The organism is Paraburkholderia sp. BR10872, assembly GCF_040965835.1.
Taxonomy (GTDB): Bacteria; Pseudomonadota; Gammaproteobacteria; order Burkholderiales; family Burkholderiaceae; genus Paraburkholderia; species Paraburkholderia nodosa_A.
In genome coordinates this window covers 86137-106093 of sequence record NZ_JBFRCN010000019.1, presented here as the reverse complement: position 1 = coordinate 106093, position 19957 = coordinate 86137, and the positions used below count along the sequence as shown (strand labels likewise).

The following is a 19957-nucleotide window of genomic DNA, read 5'->3' as shown; positions in this document are numbered from 1 at the left end:
TCTGGCTATCTTGTCTATCCTGAAACGGCGCAGATCAGTCGCTGTCAAGTCCGCAGAGACCGGAGAGGAGTCTCCTGCAGTGCCCGGTTTCCCGACTGTGGAGCGTAGAGCAATTGACCATCAACTCGTATCGAAACATCGGTTAACTGCGTGCTGCGTATCGCCACCTGAGGGGAGACCATGAGCTACAAGGATATTCAGCTACAAGTCTTGATAACTATCTGTGAGAACAAGTTGGAAAGCCGTGAGGTCGTGGTCGGCTATTTCAACAACGAACTCAAAAAGATCTACTTCACAACGCGCTATAAAAAGTGGCCACCTATCGTCAATCTGATCCAGGGTGTTGGATCGCGTCATTTCAATACTGACAATATCTTCTCTGTCGCTTTTTGTCCGCCGGTGTCGATTATGGATGACGGTATGACAAGAGGAATGATCGATTTCCTGAATTCGTTTGAGGGGACAATCAATTGTCTGCCGGTAGCTCGACCAACAGAAACCCCGGAATTCAAGGAAGTTGCCGCGACACGGTTCTTCGACGATTGCCAGTTCATCCATCTCGAGCCTGCAGACGTCGCCGAGAGGGCGGCACTCGATAGTGTCATCGTGACATCCACCGGAGAGCCACCCAATGCCGACCTGAACGACCAGTCCGAAGCGCCTTATTATCACCGCCTGTACATGGCGCTGGCCTATAACCGCGCCGGATTCCGTGGAATGTTTCGCTCTCCTTATACGGAGATGGGACACAATATTTCAGCGATCTTCGCAACCGATGCGGGGCAGGTATTGGCGATTTCATACAACAAGAAGAATTTCAATGATACGTTCCACGCTGAAGTGAATCTCGTCCAGGCTATCGTCAAGAAATTTCCAAACAACGACTTCCACCAGAAAGTGTTCTTTATCTACACGACGCTTAAGCCGTGCAAGATGTGTGCGGCAATGATCGCAACAGTCTTCCCGAACGCGCGTGTCGTCTACGGACAGAACGATCCAGGGAGGCACGCCCAGCAAACACTGACGCCGGTGGGCGGCTCCGTGCGCTCATTGGCTGAAGTGGGCAAGCCGTTATACGCATATGACGACCTGAGGTTTCATCAGCCTGACAGCAAGAAAGGCGAGATAGCGGGACTGTTGTCCCCTGGAGTGGGCACTCCCATTACTCACGGACTCAATACCATTGGGTCCGCCAAGAACATGCTTCGTGCAGGTCTTTCGATAGACAGGAAGTTGAAGAAATATGATGAGGGGCGGGCAGTGGCCAAACCAGCCCATCCGAAGATTCACGCCATCCTGAGACATTTGCAGCCGCTCATGACAAACTGGTAATTGCGAGACCAGTATTGGTTGTGCCCCGGCACGAGGATCCCTTGGGATGGCCAGGCGTGACGGGCCCCGGCCACGCTTCGAAGCCGGTCCTCACCGGCACACTAATCGTGCGAGTACAGCGAGTCGAGCCAGCGATACAACTTCTCGACCTTTTCCTTCATTTCTCCAATTTCTTTCAGCGCCTCGTCGAACCTGCCGCTCATTGATGCGGTCGGCTTGTCGTGGTACGCATGCACGTCCAGTATTGCTGCATGAATGTGGCGAATACCCGCTCTTGCGTCAGCGGCGATCGCGAGCTGCCGGGCGTCAAGGATTGAAGTGAGATTCGCGATGGAGTTGACGAGCTTCAGCCGCTCACGCGCCTCGTCAATCGCCTCCGTGCAAAAATCAGTGACCGTGGCTCGAGCATTGTCTGTGGCACTGCTGATATTCTTGATTTCCGATGCGGTGTACTTCATGTATCAATTCCCCGTTGTGCGACAAAATTTATATGAATGAGGTGACGGCGAGCGGTCCAGAGTGAATGCGGCCAGCCGCAACGCCCATCCAGGATCGTGGCAATTTCGTACTCTCTCCAACTCGCCATTCTCTCGTTCCCTTCTTTTCAGCTTTCCCAGCTATGAGCCATCAAATTGCGACTGCAGCATTCGTGGCTCGCTCGAGGTCGCTCACCCGCGCACAGCAGCGACGCAGGACGCGTACTGTTTTGCGAACTCGACAATATCAAGCACAGCTTTCCACTCGGTCGCGCCTTGCTGACCGTACAGGTAGATCGTTGGCGTCAGGTACTGCCGCCCGTTGTCGTTGTGCTCGATGTCGAAGTTGCGCCGCTGTGCATGGATGACCTTGTTGCACGCTTCGCGCAGCTCGAGGTTAACCGAACGTTCGGGGTTGCGCACGTCCGGGATCAGGCGGCCGCAGGTCCCGGCGACCAGTTCGAGCACACGAGCATGGGCGTCGTCGACGACTCTTGCCGTAATGGCGAGACTGAGCAGGATGCGTGAAATCTCGTCTTCTTCGCAGCCCTGCAGCTTGAATAGGGGATCGTGCAACTCCTGCGCGTGGCCAGCCGGCGCTTCGATCAGATCCGCGAAGCCCCTGCTCGCCAGAAAGATAGACAGGAGCCTGTGCAAATCGATGAAAGTCGCCTCGACGTTCGGTAGGTGTGCACCGGGCACCGGTTCCTGAGGGGGTATGAATTCCGCCATGCCAGTTCTCCGGTCACCTTGCGTCATATCGGGCAAGCGCAAGCTTGCGTCCCGTCGCGCCTGCGGCCGTCGGGAGGAAGGCGCAAGCGCACACGATCGCGGCGAACTTTGTATCGTGGCTAAGCGCAAGTGTGTTCAGGATAATCGCCAGCGCAGCTGCGATTGTGGACGCAGCGCCCATGCATTCGATCCGGAACTTGATGAGGTTCTTTACCTTCGTATGCCCGGCACTTTCGTTCAGGCGAGCCATCGCAATCGTGTAGCCGATCCACATCGCCGAGAGCCCATACACGACAGACACGATAGTAATCCACGTGAGAGTAGCCGAGCCCTGAGGCGTCCAGTTGAACAACACCACCGCGATGAGCACGGCGATGGAAACCAGGTTGAGACTCGCCAGCCCGTAAAACGCGAGTGCTCCCATTGCGCTCGCCGGCACTCGCTCAATCGCATTCTCGGGGAGCTTCTTCCGCCGCCCGATTGCCCACAAGCCAAGAAGGACGATTCCGATTGCGGTTACGTATTCCATATGCATGAGCTCGGATAATTTGGTCTAGTGGGGTGGCCGGCGCGGGGGCAGGTCCGGCCACGAGGCCGGATTGATGCGCCGGCGGCCTAATGCTTGACGACCTGCCGGCGATGGGCAGTCGCGAGCAAGGCATTGTCGCTCGCTGCGGCGTCAACTGACGTGGCCGGCGTGGCGGCCACGACGACATGGAGCGGTTGAGCAAACGCCTCTTCAAACCGCTTGCGCGCGTGCGCGACACAGTCGGCCTCCGGTCCCTCGCCAGCCGCGGCCGCAGCCTGCGCGGACGCCTTCGCGGCCAGACCGAACACGGCGACGGCTTCATCCCATGTCAGGCCTGACGAGATCGCTTCATCAATGAACCGTTCGACCAGTTCACCTGCTTTTGCTCGTAGGGCACTCATGAACTCTTCCCTGTCTCGTTGTGCACATCGCGGCACACTTCGCACCACATTGACGGATCGCCCATGTGGGCGCGACCGTGGGCCAGCGTCGCGTGATTGACGCACGTGCTGTGATCCTCGCAAACCGTCACCCAACGGCCCGCATCGGCATCCATCCCGGCCTGCTCCGCCTGATAGAGACCGGCCAGCGTGCCGGTCACGCGGCTGCGCCGTCGCACGACGCATCCAGCCAGCCCGTCGAAATCATACTGCCGAGGCGCGAGCGCATAGTCCCGTAAGGCCGTCACACTCACGCCCGCGCATTCAGCCGCCCGCGCGATCGCTGCCTGGATTGCGGCGCGACGCTCTGGTAGCGCGCGATCGGCAGCACGAATCAGCTCGCGCAGTGCGCGCCGCGGATCGGCGTTGCGTCTTGAATCAGCCATGCTGATTATCTCCTATGCGTGTGCGGCCGCATCGAGCAGCGAGAGAATCGCGTGACCGTGTTGCGGATCCGTGCGGTTCCAGTCGCCCGCTGCGAACATCCAGCCATCCCCGTCCGGCGCGCGGTAGACCTGTCCAGCAGCACGCGTCGAGACGTAGCCAAGAAGTACGCCCGCGACGTTCACGCGCCACCACGTCTTCGTGCCGGTGACAAGCGACACGTCGCAAAGCGCCACGAGCTCGCGCCGCTCCACCGGCATGGGAGGCGGCTCGCGATAGTCCTGTCGACCCCAGAAGTGGTGATTGCCGCGCATCCTAGAGCTCATCCGCAATCTGATGCGTACATGAGGAAACCGATAGCAGCTGTGGCGGCTCGAGCACGATGCCCCATGCCGTGAGCAGACCGTCAAAGGTCGGTTCGGCTCCGCGCGTGCGCGGAACTGGCAAGGCCACTCCTGTGGCTCGATAGTGCACGCGGTCCTTCGCACCCGCACCGCGGCGGACAACGCGCTCGACCGCTCCGCATCGAAGCGCGTACTGCACGGCGTCAGAGGCTGTCCGCGAGTTCATGAGGCCGGCGGCTGTGATGTCGCTCACCGTCGCGCTGGTGCGTTGTCGCACCCACGCGACCAGGGCCTCTGCGTTTTCATGCGTGCTCATGGTTGCTCCCGCTGCACAGATCGATCGTCTCAAAAGAGGGCGGCCTGCTCGTGGCTTTCGGCTTCCACGACCTTTCCTACGCGCGCTGGGGCGCTGGATTCAGTGCTCGGACGCGGCTGCGCTGTGTAGACGGTGCCCCCTGCCTTGAGGCTGCCGAAAAGCGCGCGAATCGCATCCAGTGCACTGGCGAAGGCGTTGGAGCGTCCGGGCACAAACCAGCCCGCGTTATGCGGCACGGTGTCATTCCTCACGCATCCAAGTTCCGCAGCGATCGCGCCCAGCGCATCCTCAACCGTATCGAGCAGCGGCAAGGAAGGCGGCGCGGCGAGAACGGCGCGCTGCACAGTGGGCGCGACTGGCGCTGGGGACGTTGCGCCAGCTTGACCGCTGACAAGCAACGGGTCGCCGAGCGCGCTATCCGGCGGGGTCGCCGGTCCAACGGGCTCCTTCCACCGCAGCATACGCTCGAAGTCCGCTGCATCTGGAAACCAGCGGATCGCGGTGCCGTCAACGATTGCCTTGCGTGTGCCTGCTCGATGGGTGAGCGTATAGCCGGTGATCTCATAGCCGCAGCGCTCGATGATGCGCGCCGCTTTTTCGCGAGCGAGGGGCGCGACGGGCTCAAGCGACGGGAGCGCGGGTATAGCGGAGGGTGCCGCGTCGCCGGTGCCGGATTGCACCGCCACCTCGGCCTGTTCGACCGTTGAAACTTCTGTCGGGTTGGTTTCCATTCAGTTCGTAGTTGCGCAATAGTGCTGGTGGGTCAGTGCGGCGCACCGACGAGCGTTTCAATCGTTGCCTGGCTGTTCCGTTAGAGCAGCGCCATCTGCACAGAGGCCGCACCGGTCTTTTCGGAGGCAGTGTGAGTGACGGGTTCACACTCGTCGCCTTGCGTTCGCGACGCACGGGATACCGATCCGGCCGTCCCTGCCCCGTGACGATGCTCGCGGCCCCATTCGGGGCTTAGTACTTCCGCCGCAAAAACGACTGCGGGGCTGAAGCGAATGATGTCGGTCATGTACGGTCCTCCCCGTGCCCACCGATGGAGCGTCGGGGCAGTTGCTCGGTTGCCGGTTATCTGCGGCTCACCACTGCTGGCATGGTTGTCAGGCTGCTGCCTTCCAGACGATTGTGCTCACGGTGTTCTGAGCTTCACGTTCAGCTTCGCGGCGCCGTTCGTTAAGTACGGTGCCCACACGCTGAAGGATTTCCGTCGCGGGATGTCCTTCGCGCATGCCCCGTGGTGGAAGCAGTCCCCCACGCTCGATGAGGTGCTTCGCTGCCGCAAGTGTCGTGATGTGCTTTTCGCGATTGACGACTTCCATGTTCGACGCGAGTCCAGCGATGTGTGCCGCACGCTGCCGATGCCGCCCTGAACTTGCGGCGCGTGCGTTGATACGCTGCCACGCGTCCATCCAGTCCTTGAGGGTAGACCACTTGAGGCGCGTGCCCGGCGTCGTGATGACAGCAGGCTGCACTTGCTCCGCCTGCACGCAGCACCATTGCGCGCGCAAGGTCTGTGCACTCCGATTCCGGTCACGATCATAGATTCTGTAGTCACGCGTGCAGCACGTCATCGCTTCGTCCCTGTCTCAATATCGGCAGCTAAGCGCCGATCATTAGGGCTATGATAGTACCGTAGCGGTACTATGTCAACGCGCTGACAAGTGTCTCGAGGACCTCGGCTGAAAACGTCACGCCGCGTGCACTCAGCTCGGCGGGGAGGACACGGCGCATCATGTAGCGCCGGACTTCAACAGGAATGCGCTCGAGCGAATACGCGGAATCCGCCATCTTTGTGGGCCAATTGTGGCGATATGCTGTTCCGCATGCGGCGTTGATTTCGTCCAGCGTCTGCTTGAGCGGCTTGCCGGCGGCCGCCTCAATTTCAAGCCAGCGCTGAAACAGCCCTTTCGAATGAGTGTCTAGTACCATGCCGGTACTATACACTCGGCCAATCGTAAAAGGGGCCAAGAATCCGATGCCTATCCTTGAGTGATTTCCAAATGCTGCATGTGCTCGGCAAGCATCAGATCTCGAACGAGTCGCACCTGTATCGCAGAAGGCGTTTCGATATCCTCGAGGAAATCCGCGACGGGAACCGGAACGAATTGCGGGCCTGCGGCCAGGCTGCGATTTGCAGGCGTGAACGTGTAGAGGTCGGTGAATGTTTCAACGTACACATCTCCCCTGCTGTCCGCATCGTCCGTTCGTTCGACCGAGACAATGACGCGCCCCTCAATGACGTCCTTCTTCAAGACGAAGCCTGCAGCGATCGCAGCCTCAACAAAGCGCTTCGCGGTCGGGATACAGCGCATTACGATCGCGTCCAACGGCTCATTGTCATTGCCATCAATCCGGACAGCCTCGACGGGTACGTCACGTACCCATACGGTTTCCTCCCCAGAGGCTAACGAGAAAATCGAGTAGTCAACGTTCATCGAATCGACCAGATGTTCCATAGCGAATCTCCCGTGCTTCAGGAAGGAGTTTTGCGAGTTGTTGTGGTTACCTTGCTGCAAAGGCGATACGCAGGCACCTCGATCTGTGAGCCCACTATTCCCCGAGAGTCTCACTTCAGCCGAGCACGAACTTGGACCCTATCCTCCATCGCATCGGCTTCCTTCGCGTCCTCGTCGGCCTGCTGGTCGACGACTTTCCAGCCGTCGACCACCGTCTTGCGCGTGGTGGACCTGAACACATCCTGACCGTAGTCGGCCTCGAGTCGCGTGCTCAGGTATTGGTGCTTCGGGTAAAACTGCGCGATGTAGCGGCGCGCGATTGCGTCGAATACCTTCTGTTCGTCCTGCGACATCCCCGGCACCGTGACACCAGTCGGGATGATGGCGTGGTGAGCTGTCACTTTCGAGTCGTCCCAGCACCCGTACTGGATCTTCGGGTCGGCTCCGTTCGCGAGCTTGGTGTACATGCCCGAGATTCCGCCGAGCTTTTCGGTGGCCTCGGCATGCATGGACTTGGGCAGGTACTGGCAATCCGTACCGACGTACGTAACCATCTTTTTGTTTTCGTACAGCGCCTGCGTCACGTCCAGGGTCTTCTTGGCCGAGAAGCCGTGGCGTGCGGACATTTCGGTTTGCAGTTTCGCGAGGTTGTATGGCAGCGGCGGTGTCTGCTCTTTCTTCTGTTGCTGATAGTCGGTCACTACACCTTTCACACCGGATTGCATGATCTGGGCGACGATGGCCTCGGCGATGCGGCGATCGATGATGCGTCCTTCAGCGTCGATGCCCGTGTCTGGCGCTCCCTCGACGCGGCCCGCCCAGGTCAGCACTGTTCCATCCGGAAGGCGGATCTTCGGGACATAGTGGGTGACAGATTTGAAATTGAGGATCTCGAGCTCGCGATGCACGACGATCGCGAGCGTGGGCGTTTGCACGCGCCCGAGTGACAAGGCCTGCTTCGGGCGGATCCCCAGCATTGCCAGAACGGCACGCACTGCGCGCGAGCCGTTCATGCCAACCAGCCAGTCCCACTGTTGACGCGCAACGCCTGCGAGCCGGCTGTTCACGAAACGCGGCTCGCTGTTGCTCTGGCGAGCGTCGCTGGCCAGCGAGCGGCGCAGCGATTCATCATCGAGCGCGGTGATCAGCACGCGCTCGACAGGCTTGTTCCGGCCGGCCGGATCGAAGCCCGCGTACTCGATCATTTCGTCCGCAATGAGCTGACCCTCGCGGTCGATATCGCCGGCATTCACGATGATGTCCGCTTCCTTGAGCAGCTTCACGACGACCTTGATCTGGTCCATCTTGGATCGATCGGGAAACGTCCGGAATTCGGCCGGCATGATGGGGAGCTGATCAAATCCGCGGAGCTGCTGCTGGGCGTCGGTGAGGTAGTCGTCGGGATTCCCGATATGAATCAGGTGGCCGATGTTGTTCGTCACGTAGTCGCCGTTCTTGAGCCGGTATGCGCCCGGCAGGCGGGATTCAATGCCGAGAAACGCGGCGACGTGCTTGGCGACGTCAGGCTTTTCGGTCAGATAGGTGCGCGTTGGCATGGGTAGCTGTGGCGAAAAATTGCCTGCAGTATCTGCGTGGTGGTCCTATTTCGGATCGCTTCCAGGGCCGAAAGCCGTCCCACCACTTCGGCCCTGGCCGCGCTCACGCAGGACGGAAACGCGCTCGGGGCGCGGGTTCGGAAACTGCCTGACTGTCGTCCCTCATGCGGAGCGCTTGCGTGGGCTGCGCGACGTCGAAGATCGTGTTCAATTCGTGCGTCAGCTGTTCTCGCGTTGCAGCGGCCCATTCGGGCGAACCGGTCTTGCATACCGTGCGATCCACGAAGGCCTCGTGGTTCTGTTCGTAGACGACATCCTCGCGCACGTAGAGTGCTGCCGCGTCTAGCTGGTGTTGCCTGGCGAATCGGTGGAGCACGAGGGTATCGCGCTCGAGTGCTGCCCAGAAGGGTGAGCCGACCTTGCACAGCGGTCGCGGCGGACTCGATGGGTCGCTGTAGTGACGCACCTCTCCATTTTCCATCACCAGGTCATCCAGCCGGACACGGTGCGCAAGCGCCAGGCGGCGAAGCATCTCGACGGTGCCGACGCGATCGGGGATTGTGGTCGTAACCTGCGCCGGCTCCCGCCACGAGCCTTCCGTTGCTTCTGTGGCCCGAACTTCCGCCCACGCATACCTTCCGGCGCTGTCCGGCTGCTCCGCGCCATGGGTGCCCCTATGCGCGTCGTCACGCAGGCTCTCTGCGCGCGCGACCAGAGCCTGCTTCATCTTCTCAAACCCTCGCGCGAGAGAGACAGCGGCTGCACTAACCACTGGCGCTACCGCAATGGTGACGAATCCGCGGGCCTGTGTGTCATCGCCAAACGCCTGCAGCTTTCCAGCCAATCCCTGCTCAATCCAGTCGCGAAGGGGGAGTTGCATGGCGCTCATCGCGTCCTTGTATGCATCAAGCGCGGCAATACCGCTGTGCTGCAGCAGCGCGGTTTGACCGTGCACCTCCATCGCGACTCCGGCGAACACCGTCGTCAGACCGACAGCGGCTGGAATCGCGACAGCGAGGCGAAGATCCACCTTCGCGAGCGCCCGCGTGAAACGGGAGAAAATTCCGCGAGCCTGTTCTTCTCGGTTCATGAGGGATGCCTCCGGTTAGTGTGCGGCAGGGGAATCTGCTTCGATCAAGGTGCAGAATTCCTCGACCAAGCCAAGCAGTTCATCGTTCTGGTCCGTTCCGCCGGGCACCCGACCACCCAGCAGGTCTGTCAGGAAGCCGCCATAAACCGCGACGTGCTGGAACAACTCGGAGTTGGTATCAATGCGACTTACGCATGCGTCCAGACGGGGAATAAGGCGTTTTGCGCGCATCGATTGCGCGATGGGGGCGGTAGCCATGTTTCTCCTAACATTGGTGGAGGTGAGTGAACGAGCGTTAGCTGTGCCGGTATTCACGCTCGACGAGGTCGCAAAACTCGGTTGCCATGTCGAGCATCCCTTGTTCGGTGGGGGCGTCTAGTCGGATGCGCCCGTGGAGCGCATCCGCAAGCCATGCTGCATAGACGACGCCGTGCTGCTGCGCCAACCCATGAGGTTCCACGTCGAGAAGGTTGGCGACGCATGCCTCGACACGCGGAATCAGACGCGCGATCCGTGCCGAATCGGCAAGACGGGCAGCAGCGTTGCTCATATCATTTGTGCGAATTCCGTATCAAAGTAATGATACGGAATCTATCATACTCCCGGAGGCGAGCCAAGCCGGACGGCTCGCCTCCGGGAGATTCACAGGCCAGACTCGCTCGAATCGAACGTGAGTTCGTCGAGTTCCATCAGCCGCACAGTTTCGCAAAACCGGTCAAAAAGCCACGCAGCGTCGATTGAGAGATCGATTGCACCGCGCTCGGCGTCCACCTCGGCCCGTCCGCTCATGTAGCTGCTCTCGCCCGCGACGTGTTCATAAATGCCGAACTCAATCTGTGCAAAATCTTCGCTGTAGTCGAGTCGGGCGCTCGCAGTGAAGCCGGCCGCACCGTTGCCCGGCATGATCCATCGAATGCGCGTCGGGATGTGCTCCGCGGTGCGCAGATCCATCCGGTGACCCAGACCGATTTCAGACAGGAATTGGACTCGATCCATTGGATACCTCACACTCTGATGCGGCACGGCCGCGCAACTTCGTTGGCCCACGTCGTGACGTGGGCGTACTGAGCTTCGGCAAAGGCCGCAAGATCGTTTGGGCGACGTTCGCTCCCCATGTCGTCTCCTTACGCTGCCACGCGCGGGCGCGCGGAACGGGTCGCCGGTTCGTCGTCAGCGGCGGCAGCTGCCGCTACGTCATCGTGCGGCTGCGTTTCGTCAGCGACCGGGGCCTGCGGCATTAGCCGGTTGGCTGACGGCGCATCGATCCAGAACGATCGGCCGCACCGATCGACGAGCACGTCGACGATCGCCTCCATCTTCTGGAAGTTGGCCGTGGCGCGCATCTGCGTTCGATTGCCTGCAAAATCGCCGGTGATGGCCAGCAGGTCCTCGTTCGTGTACACCTGCCCTCCGTGCATCTTCGTGCCAGGCGCAACGATCGTGATCTCTGACGGCCGTGAGCGATCGAACACGATCGCGGTGGCCGCCTCGTCGCGGGGATTCGACTCGGACGTGATCCGTGCCGAGTAGCCTTCGGCAAATGCCACTTCAAGCGCACGTTTGATCTGCGCCTTGTTCAGCGAGACCGGCATTTCCATCACGTTTTCGCGGGTCACGTAGCTGTACAGGATGACCGCGCGGTGCCGGTTGCCGGCGTCATCGGTGAAGATCCCCGCCGAGCCGAGACGGTGCTGGGCGGAGAACTGCGCGGCCTGGAACATGTTGCCGAGCAGGACCTGGCGCGAATACGTGACGCGACCCGGCTTTGCGACGTCGAACTCGCGAAGCGGGTTGCGGTAGTCCGAACCAAGTACGCGGACCAGGGAGAATTGGACATCGCCGATCAGGTAGTTCAGCGTGAAGTCGCGGTGCTTGTTCGAACCCGGTACCACAACACGCACCTCGTACTGCCCGAGCAGATGTGACTCCGTACGCGACACCGGCGGGAAGAATGCGGTCACCATGCCCTTCACGGCCTCGCCTTCTTCGTTGGCGAACGACATGATGCCGCCCGGCATCAGTCCGGGCAGCGTCTTGAGCAGCCACAGGCGTCGCGTTTCCGAATTCTTGATCGGGTTCGGGTCCTTCGCGTCGAGCGCTTCCTGCAGCGTATTGAAGTTCGAGAGCGACTTGAGCGCCTTCTTCTGAACCTGGTCAAAGGAGTCGTTCACGTCCTTGAGCATCTTTTCAAGGTTGAACTGCCAGCGGTCGTGCTCGCCGAGCGCGTAGCGGTTCTCCGCCAGGCTGAAGCGGTTGTCGCTTTCGACCAGGTGGCGGCGCGACAGCTCGAGCATTCGCTTGACGTCATCCGAGGTGTGAGGCACGAGATCGACTTCCCATTCGACACGCGCGAGGTACACCGGCTCGTCGAATACCGAACCACTACCGCCGGTGGTATCGGTGCGAAAGAGCTCCTTGCTGGCAATCGTGGCTTTCCAGTCATGTACCGTCGTCTGGAACGGGTTCTCGCCGCGCGCCTCGAGCTCCTTGAGCGTTTCGTTGAACGTGCGCGTGAGATCCGCATATACCGCCTTCTGGCGCGCCACCGGGAGCAGCGCGATGCGGCCGGTCAGCTTGTTGGCGAACCAGGCTTCATCGTCGCTCGCGACCTGCTCTTCCGGGTCGATGTCGAGCAGCGCGGCGATATCCGGGTTCTCTTCGAGATAGCGGCGGCAGATCTCGTCGCCCACCGGATTCAGAATGTCTGGCACGTCACGCATTTCCGCCTGGTTGTTGCGGTTCGACTGCGTGTTGGCTGACAGCTTGCGCAGCTTCGCATTCTGCATGGCCAGTACGCGCATTTCGGATGGAAGGGGGGAAATAACCGTGGTGATTCGCGGCGAGTTCACCTGCCCTCGGCGGTTCACACGGCCGAAGAACTGGACGCGTTGTGCGACGTTATTCGCGATCTGGAGTTCGAACAGCTCGCGCTGACGCTGATCAGCAAATTTGGCGCTCGAGTGAGCCGACAGGCCGGTCGAACCAGCGGTCGTGAGCGTCATCGAATCGATACCGCCATTGTTGAACTGGGCGAGCGACTGGATACGCTCATCCGGGCGGACCGTGACTTGAATCTTGCTGGGGTCTCCCGGAACCGGATCCGTCTGGAACTGCCGCCCCGAGATCTCGCCGTGTGTGAATCCAGCAGCACTGAGCTTCTGCCGGATCGTGTCGATCGGGGACACGGGGATATCCGGCAGCTTGCTGATCTTCTCCTGGATCTCGCGCATGACGCCCTTGATCGCCAGCAACTCCTCCGTGTCCTGCGCCTGGTCGAGCACATGCTCATAGTGCCCATTGCCGTAGTCGTCACGGACATAGATGTATTCGAGCCGGCCGGCGATGCGGCCCATCAGATCCCGGAAGCTCAACGCGTCGATCGTGCGGGACTGATCGGCGCTCTGCATGCCAGTCGTGGCCACGTTCTCGGCGAGCTGTGCCGCGACGCCGGGCTTTTCCAGCTCGCCGTCAGCATCCGCCTCGCCTTCCATCGTGTTCCGTGTCAGGCTATCCGCAAGAGACTCCTTGAGCAACGCTTCAAACGTCTGCTCGAGCACGAAGACCGGCTTGCGCTGATCTTGCATGGCGGAAATCGCCTGGTCGGCCACGGTATCGACCTTGATCGCGAGCGAGAACTGCCGCAGGATGTTGTACAGGCGCGAACCGAAGCCCTGATACGAGACCCCCATGCGGTTGCCCTTGCGTGCCGCTTCGGGCAGTTCCTTGAGGCGTTTCTTGACGTCCTTGTCCATGCGTTTCGTCACGCGCGTCACGTCGCCCGAGAAGTACGCCATGCTGCGCAGCGCGTCCGACAGGGCATCGGCCCACTCTTCGTCGCGCTCACGTGTCTGGTCGGTCAGGATCACATTGAACTCGAGCTTGGACAGGTCGTGCTCGCGCCGGATGAACACCCCCTCTTCGCCGAGCATCGACGACAGGATCTCCTGCAAAGGCTCGCCACCGGCCTGCAGCGTGTCGGCGAGCGATTCGAGCGACACGCTTGCGGGGAAGACCTTGGCGTAGGCGCGCATGTTTTTCGCGTTCTTGGCGAACGTCGCACTTGAGTACACGCCCGAGGCGGCGTGTTCGATTGCGATGCCCATGTTGACGGCCGTGTTCGAGTCGCCGGCGGCCACGTGTGACTCGTCGAGCAGCATCATGGCCCCGCGCGTTGCAGCGGGAAGCCACGCTGCCTTTCTGCTTGCGTTGGCTTCGCGATTGAACTGCGAATACGTGGACAGCATCAGGTTGTAGCCCGTGTCGGCCAGCGACACGTCACCGTCCATGAGCGATTTGAGCTCGGAGGGCTTGATCGAGCGGAACTCAACCTTGCCTGTCTCCATGTTGCGGATGGCCTCGCCATCGTTGAGGATCAGCGGCCGGAACAGGTGCGCGGAATCGATATCCTTGAGGTCACGCCAGAAGTCCGAGAACAGGTTGGCCTTCTCGGTGTTGAACACGACCGGCACATTGTTGAGCACGGCATAGCGAGCCAGCGCAGCCAGTACGCGCCCCTTGCCCTGCCCGGTCTGGTCGCCATTGATGAAGCCGCGGCCTTCTTCGGTGCGCTTGATCGCGAGTGCGATCGCATCGACCTGTTCGGCCGAGAACGCGAGTTCCATTTCTTCGGGGCTCATCTGCAGCTTGGTCGAGACGTAGGTATCCACGTCCATACCGATTTCTTCAGTGAGCCGGGCGAGCGCACGGCGCACCGGTCCTTCGAGGTTGCGCGGAATCATCGCCGTCGGCTCATTCAGCCTCGAGGCCGGCAGGTAGGGAGCCTGATAGTCGTTGACGACGGCTTCGTGTTCGACCGGTTCGTCGCTGACGGTCTGGCCGGCGGCCGCCACGCCTTCTTGCGCGTCTGTTGCTGCGTCCGCGCTGTTGGCTGGGATCGGAAGTTGAGCGCCGCCGGTCTCCGCTTGCGCAACGGCCGCGGCTTCCGGCCGCTCGATCGTCGGTACAGCCGAGAATGCCTCGCGGGTTTCCGCCTGGATTGCGCGTTCTGCAAGGTCGACCGAGTCGTAGGTCCCGATGCCGGCGACGCCATTAAAGGACCGCTCGACCACCAGCCTGCCCGCATCGCGCTCCGTCGGCCAGTAGGCGCGCAGTGAGACGTGCGCATCCGAAAGCGCATCGCCGCGCTCCCACACCTCTTCCCCGGTTTCGCGACCGTCGCCCGTCACTGCATTCAGGCCAATGTCATCCGCGAGGTCGCGCGCCTTCGAAATGACAAGCGGAAGCGTCTTGAATCCACGGGTCTTCCATACGGGAGCACCGCTACCGGTGGCCTGTTTGCCTGCGGCCGGTTCGGCGACGCTTTCCGAAGCGGGCTCGCTCGCCTTCCAGAGATCCTTGAGGCGGAACGAGACGCGACCATCGACGGACAGGTAGCCAGCCTTGACGAGCGGCGCGCCGGTCTGAAACGCCCGGCCGTTGTGCAGCCCAGGCATCACGTGATCGATCGACCGGGTGCCCTTCTGGCGGAGCCACTTGAGGTAGGCGATGGCGTGTTGGCGGTATTCTTCCTCGTCGAACGTGACGGGTGTATCTTCCTCGGCAAGATCCTCGACGACCGCATCGGAGGCTTGCGCATCCGCGGCCGGAGCGGGCTCATGCACGACGGGGAGATTCATCGCCACGCGCACGAGCTCGAGCACCATGCGGGTGGCTTCACCGCCGAGCGGCCCTGACCATTCGTCGGCGAGGTTTCCACTCTCAAAGCGGCTCACTTCGACCACGCCATCCCTGGTGAGGCGCGCGTGGACTTCATGTCCGCTGGCGAGATCAACGGACCACTGACGCGGATCGATACCGTCCATCTCGAGGCCGGCTTGCCGCATCGAGAAGCCGAAATTCTTGACGTCGTCTGCGCCGCCGGCGTCCTCGGTAGCTTCATCGATCGGCGCGCGATCGCGTACGCTCGACGGGATCGCGATTAACTCGTCGCGCGAAAGGGCGCGCAGCGCCTTTCCGGCGAGCTCGGGCGAATCGTAGGTGCCACTTGCGTACTGGCGTTCGAAGAAGCGCACGACAGCAAAGCGGCGCTTGTTCGTGTAGAGCGGCGTGAAAACGTGCAGGCTTTTGAAGTCGTCTTCGCCATGCTTGCCGACCTCCCACTGGTCCGCGCTCTTGCCCGTATAAAGGTTCCGCTCCTGAAGCCCGGTAGCGTCTGCGAGCGCCTGGCCGTCCGCGCGCAGTTCGCGGCGCAGGCGTGCGTCCTTGTCGTAGACGGTGGGGTGCTTGTTCGGTCGACCCGCCTGCAGGCGATGTGCGAGCGTTTGCGTGTGCGTCCAGAGCTCGTCCCATGTGCTCACCACCGGCAGGCGATCGCCCAGGCGAGCGGCCTTCGTGCGCAGCAGATCCGCGGCCTGTTCGGGTGTGCGCCGACGGCCGACCGTGACCATCCGGACGGGGTATTCCGCGCCCTGCTTGCGATACAGCGCGCCGTCGAGCTCGACGGCGTCCTCGATCTCGTAGTGGTCCGCAAGCCACGCGAAGAAACTCTTGCTCCCGCCGGCGATCTTGCCGGGGTTGATCAGGCTCTCGCGATCCGCCGCGATGATGAACACGCCCCGGCCATCTTCCTTGCGTCGTGCGAGTGCGTTGAGCGCGATCAGATGGTCGATGCGGTTGACGCGTACGTCCTCGAACCGCACAGCCGGCTGCAGGCCGCCGAACGGCGGATTCGAGATGACAAAGTCGAAGTCGCCGGGCAGCTCCGCGGCCACCTTCAGTACGTCGCCAGCGACAATCTGCGCCTCGGGCCGGCCGGCGAGGAGCGCATTCACGCGACCGACACGCGCCGGATCGATTTCGACGCCGGTGATCGCCGTGTCAACCGGCAGTGCTGTGACAAGGCTACCGTTGCCAATGGTCGGCTCGTACACCTTGCCACCCGATGTATCGCCGAGCAGAAACTGCGCGGCGATCGACATGGGTAGCGGTGTCGAATACTGCTGCTTTGCGACCGACGTGGACGTACGGAACGCGAAAATGGGCTGCCGTTCGGTCAGACCGACAGCAAAGCGGTACGCGGCTTCGCCGGCGTCCTGATGATGGACCGCGAGGCTGCGCTGCATGGCGGCTTCGACGGCTTCCTGGATGCCGCGCAGGCGTACGTCCGAGACGTCGAGCGGCGCGAGTGCTTGGCCCGCCTGTGTATGGATGACCCCGCCGAAGTGTCGCAGATCCGACGAATCCATGTTGCGGCCCGCGAGCATTTCACCCACGAACGCGTCCGCACAGCGCGCCAATGCCCGTTCGTAGAGCTCGCCTGCCGGCGCACGCAGCAGCGCAGCCGCCATATCGGCTGCCTCGTCGAGCCGCCCGGTTTGCACGAACTCGGCGAGCTGTTGATCGTCGATGCCCGTGGTGCCGTCGTCGAGTTGCACGAAGCGCGAGCCGTCTTCGCGCAACCGGACCGTCGCACCGTCGCGATTGCGGCCCACTACGGCCTGATCGCGCACCGCCGCGGGGGCGCTGATCGGTGCCTGGCCCTTAACGGCCAGCCAGACCTGCGACGTGGGCAGGTCGCGGATTGCGTTTCGCGGGAAAATCTCGCGCAGCGCGCGTGTCTGAACGTCGCTGCCCTGCCGCACGAGGGTCTTGCCAGATGCCGACGGCACGAATCCGAGCGGTTGCACCGCGTCCCACTCGCTGGAGCCCGGCTTTACGCCAGTCAGCACCAGGTTGACGCTGTTGTCGGTGAGGCGGAACAGACGCAGCTTGACGCCATGCGCTGAAAAATCCAGCCATCGCATCATCGGTTCGGTGTCGGCCATATACGAATCCTGTTTCTTGTCGGTATCGGTGCTGCGGAAAAAGGAAAGCCGCCCGGCGGTCAGGCCTGGCGGCTTTCGCTACTTCATGCGAGGGTTCGCATCGGGGATTCGGTTACGGGCGCGGGCGCGGTGCACTCGGAGCGGATGCGGCCACGGCGTCCGAGACGTCGAACTCCACTTCGTCGTCTGCCGGTGCCGCATCGGCTGGACTTGCTGTTTCGACGGCGACCGGATGGGCGACGTCGGCCTTGCTGTCCTGCACGACCGTCGGCCTGCCGCGGTAGAACGCGGTGGAGACGTCGCGCGGATGATAGAGGGGCGGCTTGTTCGAAAGCGGCTCAACCGCCGAGAACACCTGGTTGTCGCCCACGGCGTGCAGGATGATGTACGACGCCGTGAAGCCGGCCTCCTTCGGGTCGTCCTTGACGAAGCGGTAGCCCGCGTTCACCGCATCGAGACCGTCGTTTTTGTTCTCAAACGACGCCTTGGCCTGCGGGCCGATCTGGACCACCGTGCCGGGAATGACTTCCATCTGGAGATCAGGGTCGCCGATCAGCGCCTTGAAGTCCTCGCCCTGGTCGTTGATGAATTTCGTCGCAGCCTGGCCGGGCGTTGCCGTCAGGTACAGCGGCTGGGTCGCATCAGCCTTGCCGAACTCGGGGTTGCGCTTGATGGGCAGCGGGTATTCGATGGTCTTCGCGTTCGTGCCATCCGACACGCGCACGAGGACGAGGGGGCGGCCCTTCACGTCTTCCAGTCCCGCGAAGGCCGTCTTGAGTGCCGCCTTGAGCTCCTCCTCCGATCTGACCACCTGCGCCTTTTGCGGCGCAAGGACGGTTGCGCTTGCAGAGGAATACTCACGTTCGCCTTCGCGCTTGTGAATCGGCGGATCGACGCGCACCATCACGTTCGAGGCGATCTTGCAGTGATCGGCGTATTTCGCCGCCGATTGCAGCCACCCGGCGTTGACAATGCCCGTTTTGCGCTCCGTGTAGGCACGCTGCACGATGATCGTCCCACCCGGCTCGGTCTTGGCCTTGATGCCCTTGAGCACCTGCCGGCGCATTTCGTCGGTCGGGAGCGACTTCATGATCGCCGAGATCTCGCCCTCGTCTGCCACGAAATCCTTGACTTCGGCGCGCGCCGCCTTCGTGGTGCCGCGATACGCGCGCAGGACAACAGAAATCTCTTCACCCGTATCGAGGCGCATGCCCTGAACGGTGTCGCGGTTCTGATCGTCCTGACCGTACCCCGTCACGAGCAGCGCGAAGTTTTCGGTTGGCGGCAGCGCAGCGCGGCCCCCGACTTTTTCGGTAATTGCGTCCAGCTTCGACATACCTTCGCTCCTTCATCGATTGAACCGGCGCGGTCCAACCGGGACCCACCGGCGAAAAGATCAGCCGGCCGGGCGCCAGACGATCCTTGCGGTGACGCACTCAATAAAGTGCGTATCGATACTATGATACACACTTTTAAGAAGTCTAAAGATATGCCCGGAAGCGAATCGGATCGACTTCTGACCCGAAATTTGCACGTATTTGCTCCGAAACGAGCGAAATGTAGAATATGTTCTACATGAGGGGACGTTGCTGCTAGGACAATCTGGCCGATCAACCGCGGCCAGAATGCTCAGTATTAACCTTGCCTTTGGCAGAGCCTTGCGACGTGCGCGCAAAGCCCGACATATCACCCAGCAAGACCTGGCTGCTTTCGCACGTCTTGACCGGACTTTTATCTCGATGCTCGAGCGTGGCGAGAACTCGCCCTCGCTCGTCACGATGGGCGCGCTTTGCCGTGGGCTTGATATCTCGCTCACGGAACTGGCCGCCGAGATCGAACGCGAGCTTGCGGAAGCGCGCCAGCGCAAAGATACGTGAGCTAATCACTCTTGCCCGCGACGCGCGCGAGTCCCTTCCTTCCCTTACCCGTTGCGCATGTTGCGTCTGGATCGCGCACGCGGATCGCAGTCGTGCGCAGCAGGCCTGATAGTCCTCTGCGTACCATCGGAACATCGCAACGACGTTGCCCCTCTGCAGGTTGGGCGGGGACCAGAGACGCGCGAAGTATGCGCATTGAATAGATTGCTGTTTGAATCGCAGCCTTACCTTACCTAACCATCAAGTTTGCTGAGCCACGGCCGTAATCGTAGAGGTCCCGGCCGCATGTTACTGTAGTGCACTTGTGCACCAATGAATTGGAGTTCGCAGATGCCGCTTGAAGATGTCGGATCGGAGACAGGAAACAACGAGCAATTGCGTGAGATGGTCGAACAATCAGGTCTCACGCAGGTTGAAGCGCTAGCCCTGATCAACGCAGGACAGGCCTTTCCCGTTGCACTTTCCACATGGAAGTCCTATCTGGCTGCACCGACAAGCGCGCGCCGGCGCAATTGTCCCGACGCGGTGCTCAAGCGTGCGAAGCAGACGATAGGGCGATTGATGAAATGACCCCTTGACATGGTGCACTTGTGCACCATAAAGTTGGGTCGTAGATCAACCCGACAGGAAGAAAA

At 61.4% G+C, this 19957-nt stretch carries 22 protein-coding genes; 3 read left to right on the top strand and 19 right to left on the bottom strand.

The features are described from left to right. Positions 1–180: 180 nt before the first annotated feature. Positions 181–1332, top strand: coding sequence for a Bd3614 family nucleic acid deaminase (locus tag AB4Y43_RS17140; RefSeq protein WP_368728370.1), 1152 nt, complete (start codon positions 181–183; stop codon positions 1330–1332). A gap of 101 nt (positions 1333–1433) precedes the next feature. Here the strand turns inward: AB4Y43_RS17140 and AB4Y43_RS17135 are convergent, their stop codons facing one another. From AB4Y43_RS17135 to AB4Y43_RS17045, 19 genes are all read right to left on the bottom strand, one after another. Continuing rightward, on the bottom strand, positions 1434–1790 hold the full coding sequence (locus AB4Y43_RS17135; RefSeq protein ID WP_368728369.1) for a hypothetical protein: 357 nt from the start codon (positions 1788–1790) through the stop codon (positions 1434–1436). Between the two features lie 210 nt (positions 1791–2000). Further along, the gene (locus AB4Y43_RS17130) at positions 2001–2540 is read right to left on the bottom strand and encodes a hypothetical protein (RefSeq protein WP_368728368.1); all 540 of its coding nucleotides are present in this window, start codon (positions 2538–2540) and stop codon (positions 2001–2003) included. A gap of 13 nt (positions 2541–2553) precedes the next feature. Next, positions 2554–3069, bottom strand: a complete 516-nt coding sequence (locus tag AB4Y43_RS17125; RefSeq protein WP_368728367.1) for a hypothetical protein — start codon at positions 3067–3069, stop codon at positions 2554–2556. 86 nt (positions 3070–3155) lie between these two features. After that, entirely contained in the window at positions 3156–3470 is a 315-nt protein-coding gene (locus tag AB4Y43_RS17120; RefSeq protein ID WP_368728366.1) for a hypothetical protein, read from the bottom strand. Next, complete coding sequence (locus AB4Y43_RS17115) at positions 3467–3895, bottom strand: hypothetical protein (RefSeq protein WP_368728365.1); 429 nt, start codon at positions 3893–3895, stop codon at positions 3467–3469. Before AB4Y43_RS17115 ends, AB4Y43_RS17120 begins: the two co-directional genes overlap by 4 nt. Before the next feature lie 12 nt (positions 3896–3907). After that, positions 3908–4219: a hypothetical protein gene (locus tag AB4Y43_RS17110; RefSeq protein WP_368728364.1), complete on the bottom strand. Its 312-nt coding sequence runs from the start codon at positions 4217–4219 to the stop codon at positions 3908–3910. Further along, positions 4209–4553 carry a hypothetical protein gene (locus tag AB4Y43_RS17105; RefSeq protein ID WP_368728363.1) on the bottom strand — a complete coding sequence of 115 codons (345 nt, stop codon included), beginning with the start codon at positions 4551–4553 and terminating at the stop codon, positions 4209–4211. Before AB4Y43_RS17105 ends, AB4Y43_RS17110 begins: the two co-directional genes overlap by 11 nt. 29 nt (positions 4554–4582) lie before the next feature. Continuing rightward, the gene (locus tag AB4Y43_RS17100) at positions 4583–5284 is read right to left on the bottom strand and encodes a hypothetical protein (protein WP_368728362.1); all 702 of its coding nucleotides are present in this window, start codon (positions 5282–5284) and stop codon (positions 4583–4585) included. Between the two features lie 80 nt (positions 5285–5364). Next, entirely contained in the window at positions 5365–5571 is a 207-nt protein-coding gene (locus tag AB4Y43_RS17095) for a hypothetical protein (RefSeq protein WP_368728361.1), read from the bottom strand. A gap of 88 nt (positions 5572–5659) precedes the next feature. Continuing rightward, positions 5660–6031 (bottom strand): hypothetical protein, encoded by a 372-nt coding sequence (locus tag AB4Y43_RS17090; protein ID WP_368728360.1) that lies wholly within the window; start codon positions 6029–6031, stop codon positions 5660–5662. Positions 6032–6200: 169 nt separating this feature from the next. Beyond that, a complete protein-coding gene (locus AB4Y43_RS17085) occupies positions 6201–6488 on the bottom strand; it encodes a hypothetical protein (RefSeq protein ID WP_368728359.1) in 288 nt (95 codons plus the stop codon). Positions 6489–6538: 50 nt separating this feature from the next. Further along, positions 6539–7015 (bottom strand): hypothetical protein, encoded by a 477-nt coding sequence (locus AB4Y43_RS17080; protein WP_368728358.1) that lies wholly within the window; start codon positions 7013–7015, stop codon positions 6539–6541. A 110-nt stretch (positions 7016–7125) separates the two neighbouring features. Beyond that, positions 7126–8571 (bottom strand): DNA topoisomerase, encoded by a 1446-nt coding sequence (locus tag AB4Y43_RS17075; protein WP_368728357.1) that lies wholly within the window; start codon positions 8569–8571, stop codon positions 7126–7128. Between the two features lie 103 nt (positions 8572–8674). Then, entirely contained in the window at positions 8675–9661 is a 987-nt protein-coding gene (locus AB4Y43_RS17070) for a hypothetical protein (protein WP_368728356.1), read from the bottom strand. Between the two features lie 15 nt (positions 9662–9676). Beyond that, the gene (locus AB4Y43_RS17065; RefSeq protein WP_368728355.1) at positions 9677–9919 is read right to left on the bottom strand and encodes a hypothetical protein; all 243 of its coding nucleotides are present in this window, start codon (positions 9917–9919) and stop codon (positions 9677–9679) included. A 37-nt stretch (positions 9920–9956) separates the two neighbouring features. Continuing rightward, the gene (locus tag AB4Y43_RS17060) at positions 9957–10211 is read right to left on the bottom strand and encodes a hypothetical protein (protein ID WP_368728354.1); all 255 of its coding nucleotides are present in this window, start codon (positions 10209–10211) and stop codon (positions 9957–9959) included. Positions 10212–10303: 92 nt separating this feature from the next. Then, positions 10304–10657 carry a hypothetical protein gene (locus AB4Y43_RS17055; protein ID WP_368728353.1) on the bottom strand — a complete coding sequence of 118 codons (354 nt, stop codon included), beginning with the start codon at positions 10655–10657 and terminating at the stop codon, positions 10304–10306. A 128-nt stretch (positions 10658–10785) separates the two neighbouring features. After that, positions 10786–17445: a strawberry notch C-terminal domain-containing protein gene (locus AB4Y43_RS17050; RefSeq protein ID WP_368728352.1), complete on the bottom strand. Its 6660-nt coding sequence runs from the start codon at positions 17443–17445 to the stop codon at positions 10786–10788. Positions 17446–17557: 112 nt separating this feature from the next. Continuing rightward, complete coding sequence (locus tag AB4Y43_RS17045; protein ID WP_368728351.1) at positions 17558–18781, bottom strand: hypothetical protein; 1224 nt, start codon at positions 18779–18781, stop codon at positions 17558–17560. A 250-nt stretch (positions 18782–19031) separates the two neighbouring features. Here AB4Y43_RS17045 and AB4Y43_RS17040 point away from each other — a divergent pair, with 250 nt between their 5' ends. Both AB4Y43_RS17040 and AB4Y43_RS17035 read left to right on the top strand, forming a co-directional pair. Beyond that, entirely contained in the window at positions 19032–19322 is a 291-nt protein-coding gene (locus AB4Y43_RS17040; protein WP_368728350.1) for a helix-turn-helix domain-containing protein, read from the top strand. 330 nt (positions 19323–19652) lie between these two features. Further along, the gene (locus tag AB4Y43_RS17035) at positions 19653–19892 is read left to right on the top strand and encodes a hypothetical protein (protein WP_368728349.1); all 240 of its coding nucleotides are present in this window, start codon (positions 19653–19655) and stop codon (positions 19890–19892) included. Positions 19893–19957 lie beyond the last annotated feature (65 nt).

What these genes read in the sequence shown, in the direction of transcription:
- AB4Y43_RS17065 (WP_368728355.1), bottom strand. Translation starts at nt 9,919, where the DNA reads ATGGCTACCGCCCCCATCGCGCAATCGATGCGCGCAAAACGCCTTATT.
- AB4Y43_RS17115 (WP_368728365.1), bottom strand. Translation starts at nt 3,895, where the DNA reads ATGGCTGATTCAAGACGCAACGCCGATCCGCGGCGCGCACTGCGCGAG.
- AB4Y43_RS17130 (WP_368728368.1), bottom strand. Translation starts at nt 2,540, where the DNA reads ATGGCGGAATTCATACCCCCTCAGGAACCGGTGCCCGGTGCACACCTA.
- AB4Y43_RS17120 (WP_368728366.1), bottom strand. Translation starts at nt 3,470, where the DNA reads ATGAGTGCCCTACGAGCAAAAGCAGGTGAACTGGTCGAACGGTTCATT.
- AB4Y43_RS17060 (WP_368728354.1), bottom strand. Translation starts at nt 10,211, where the DNA reads ATGAGCAACGCTGCTGCCCGTCTTGCCGATTCGGCACGGATCGCGCGT.
- AB4Y43_RS17125 (WP_368728367.1), bottom strand. Translation starts at nt 3,069, where the DNA reads ATGGAATACGTAACCGCAATCGGAATCGTCCTTCTTGGCTTGTGGGCA.
- AB4Y43_RS17050 (WP_368728352.1), bottom strand. Translation starts at nt 17,445, where the DNA reads ATGGCCGACACCGAACCGATGATGCGATGGCTGGATTTTTCAGCGCAT.
- AB4Y43_RS17070 (WP_368728356.1), bottom strand. Translation starts at nt 9,661, where the DNA reads ATGAACCGAGAAGAACAGGCTCGCGGAATTTTCTCCCGTTTCACGCGG.
- AB4Y43_RS17105 (WP_368728363.1), bottom strand. Translation starts at nt 4,553, where the DNA reads ATGAGCACGCATGAAAACGCAGAGGCCCTGGTCGCGTGGGTGCGACAA.
- AB4Y43_RS17135 (WP_368728369.1), bottom strand. Translation starts at nt 1,790, where the DNA reads ATGAAGTACACCGCATCGGAAATCAAGAATATCAGCAGTGCCACAGAC.
- AB4Y43_RS17140 (WP_368728370.1), top strand. Translation starts at nt 181, where the DNA reads ATGAGCTACAAGGATATTCAGCTACAAGTCTTGATAACTATCTGTGAG.
- AB4Y43_RS17095 (WP_368728361.1), bottom strand. Translation starts at nt 5,571, where the DNA reads ATGACCGACATCATTCGCTTCAGCCCCGCAGTCGTTTTTGCGGCGGAA.
- AB4Y43_RS17075 (WP_368728357.1), bottom strand. Translation starts at nt 8,571, where the DNA reads ATGCCAACGCGCACCTATCTGACCGAAAAGCCTGACGTCGCCAAGCAC.
- AB4Y43_RS17085 (WP_368728359.1), bottom strand. Translation starts at nt 6,488, where the DNA reads ATGGTACTAGACACTCATTCGAAAGGGCTGTTTCAGCGCTGGCTTGAA.
- AB4Y43_RS17045 (WP_368728351.1), bottom strand. Translation starts at nt 18,781, where the DNA reads ATGTCGAAGCTGGACGCAATTACCGAAAAAGTCGGGGGCCGCGCTGCG.
- AB4Y43_RS17100 (WP_368728362.1), bottom strand. Translation starts at nt 5,284, where the DNA reads ATGGAAACCAACCCGACAGAAGTTTCAACGGTCGAACAGGCCGAGGTG.
- AB4Y43_RS17035 (WP_368728349.1), top strand. Translation starts at nt 19,653, where the DNA reads ATGCCGCTTGAAGATGTCGGATCGGAGACAGGAAACAACGAGCAATTG.
- AB4Y43_RS17055 (WP_368728353.1), bottom strand. Translation starts at nt 10,657, where the DNA reads ATGGATCGAGTCCAATTCCTGTCTGAAATCGGTCTGGGTCACCGGATG.
- AB4Y43_RS17110 (WP_368728364.1), bottom strand. Translation starts at nt 4,219, where the DNA reads ATGAGCTCTAGGATGCGCGGCAATCACCACTTCTGGGGTCGACAGGAC.
- AB4Y43_RS17080 (WP_368728358.1), bottom strand. Translation starts at nt 7,015, where the DNA reads ATGGAACATCTGGTCGATTCGATGAACGTTGACTACTCGATTTTCTCG.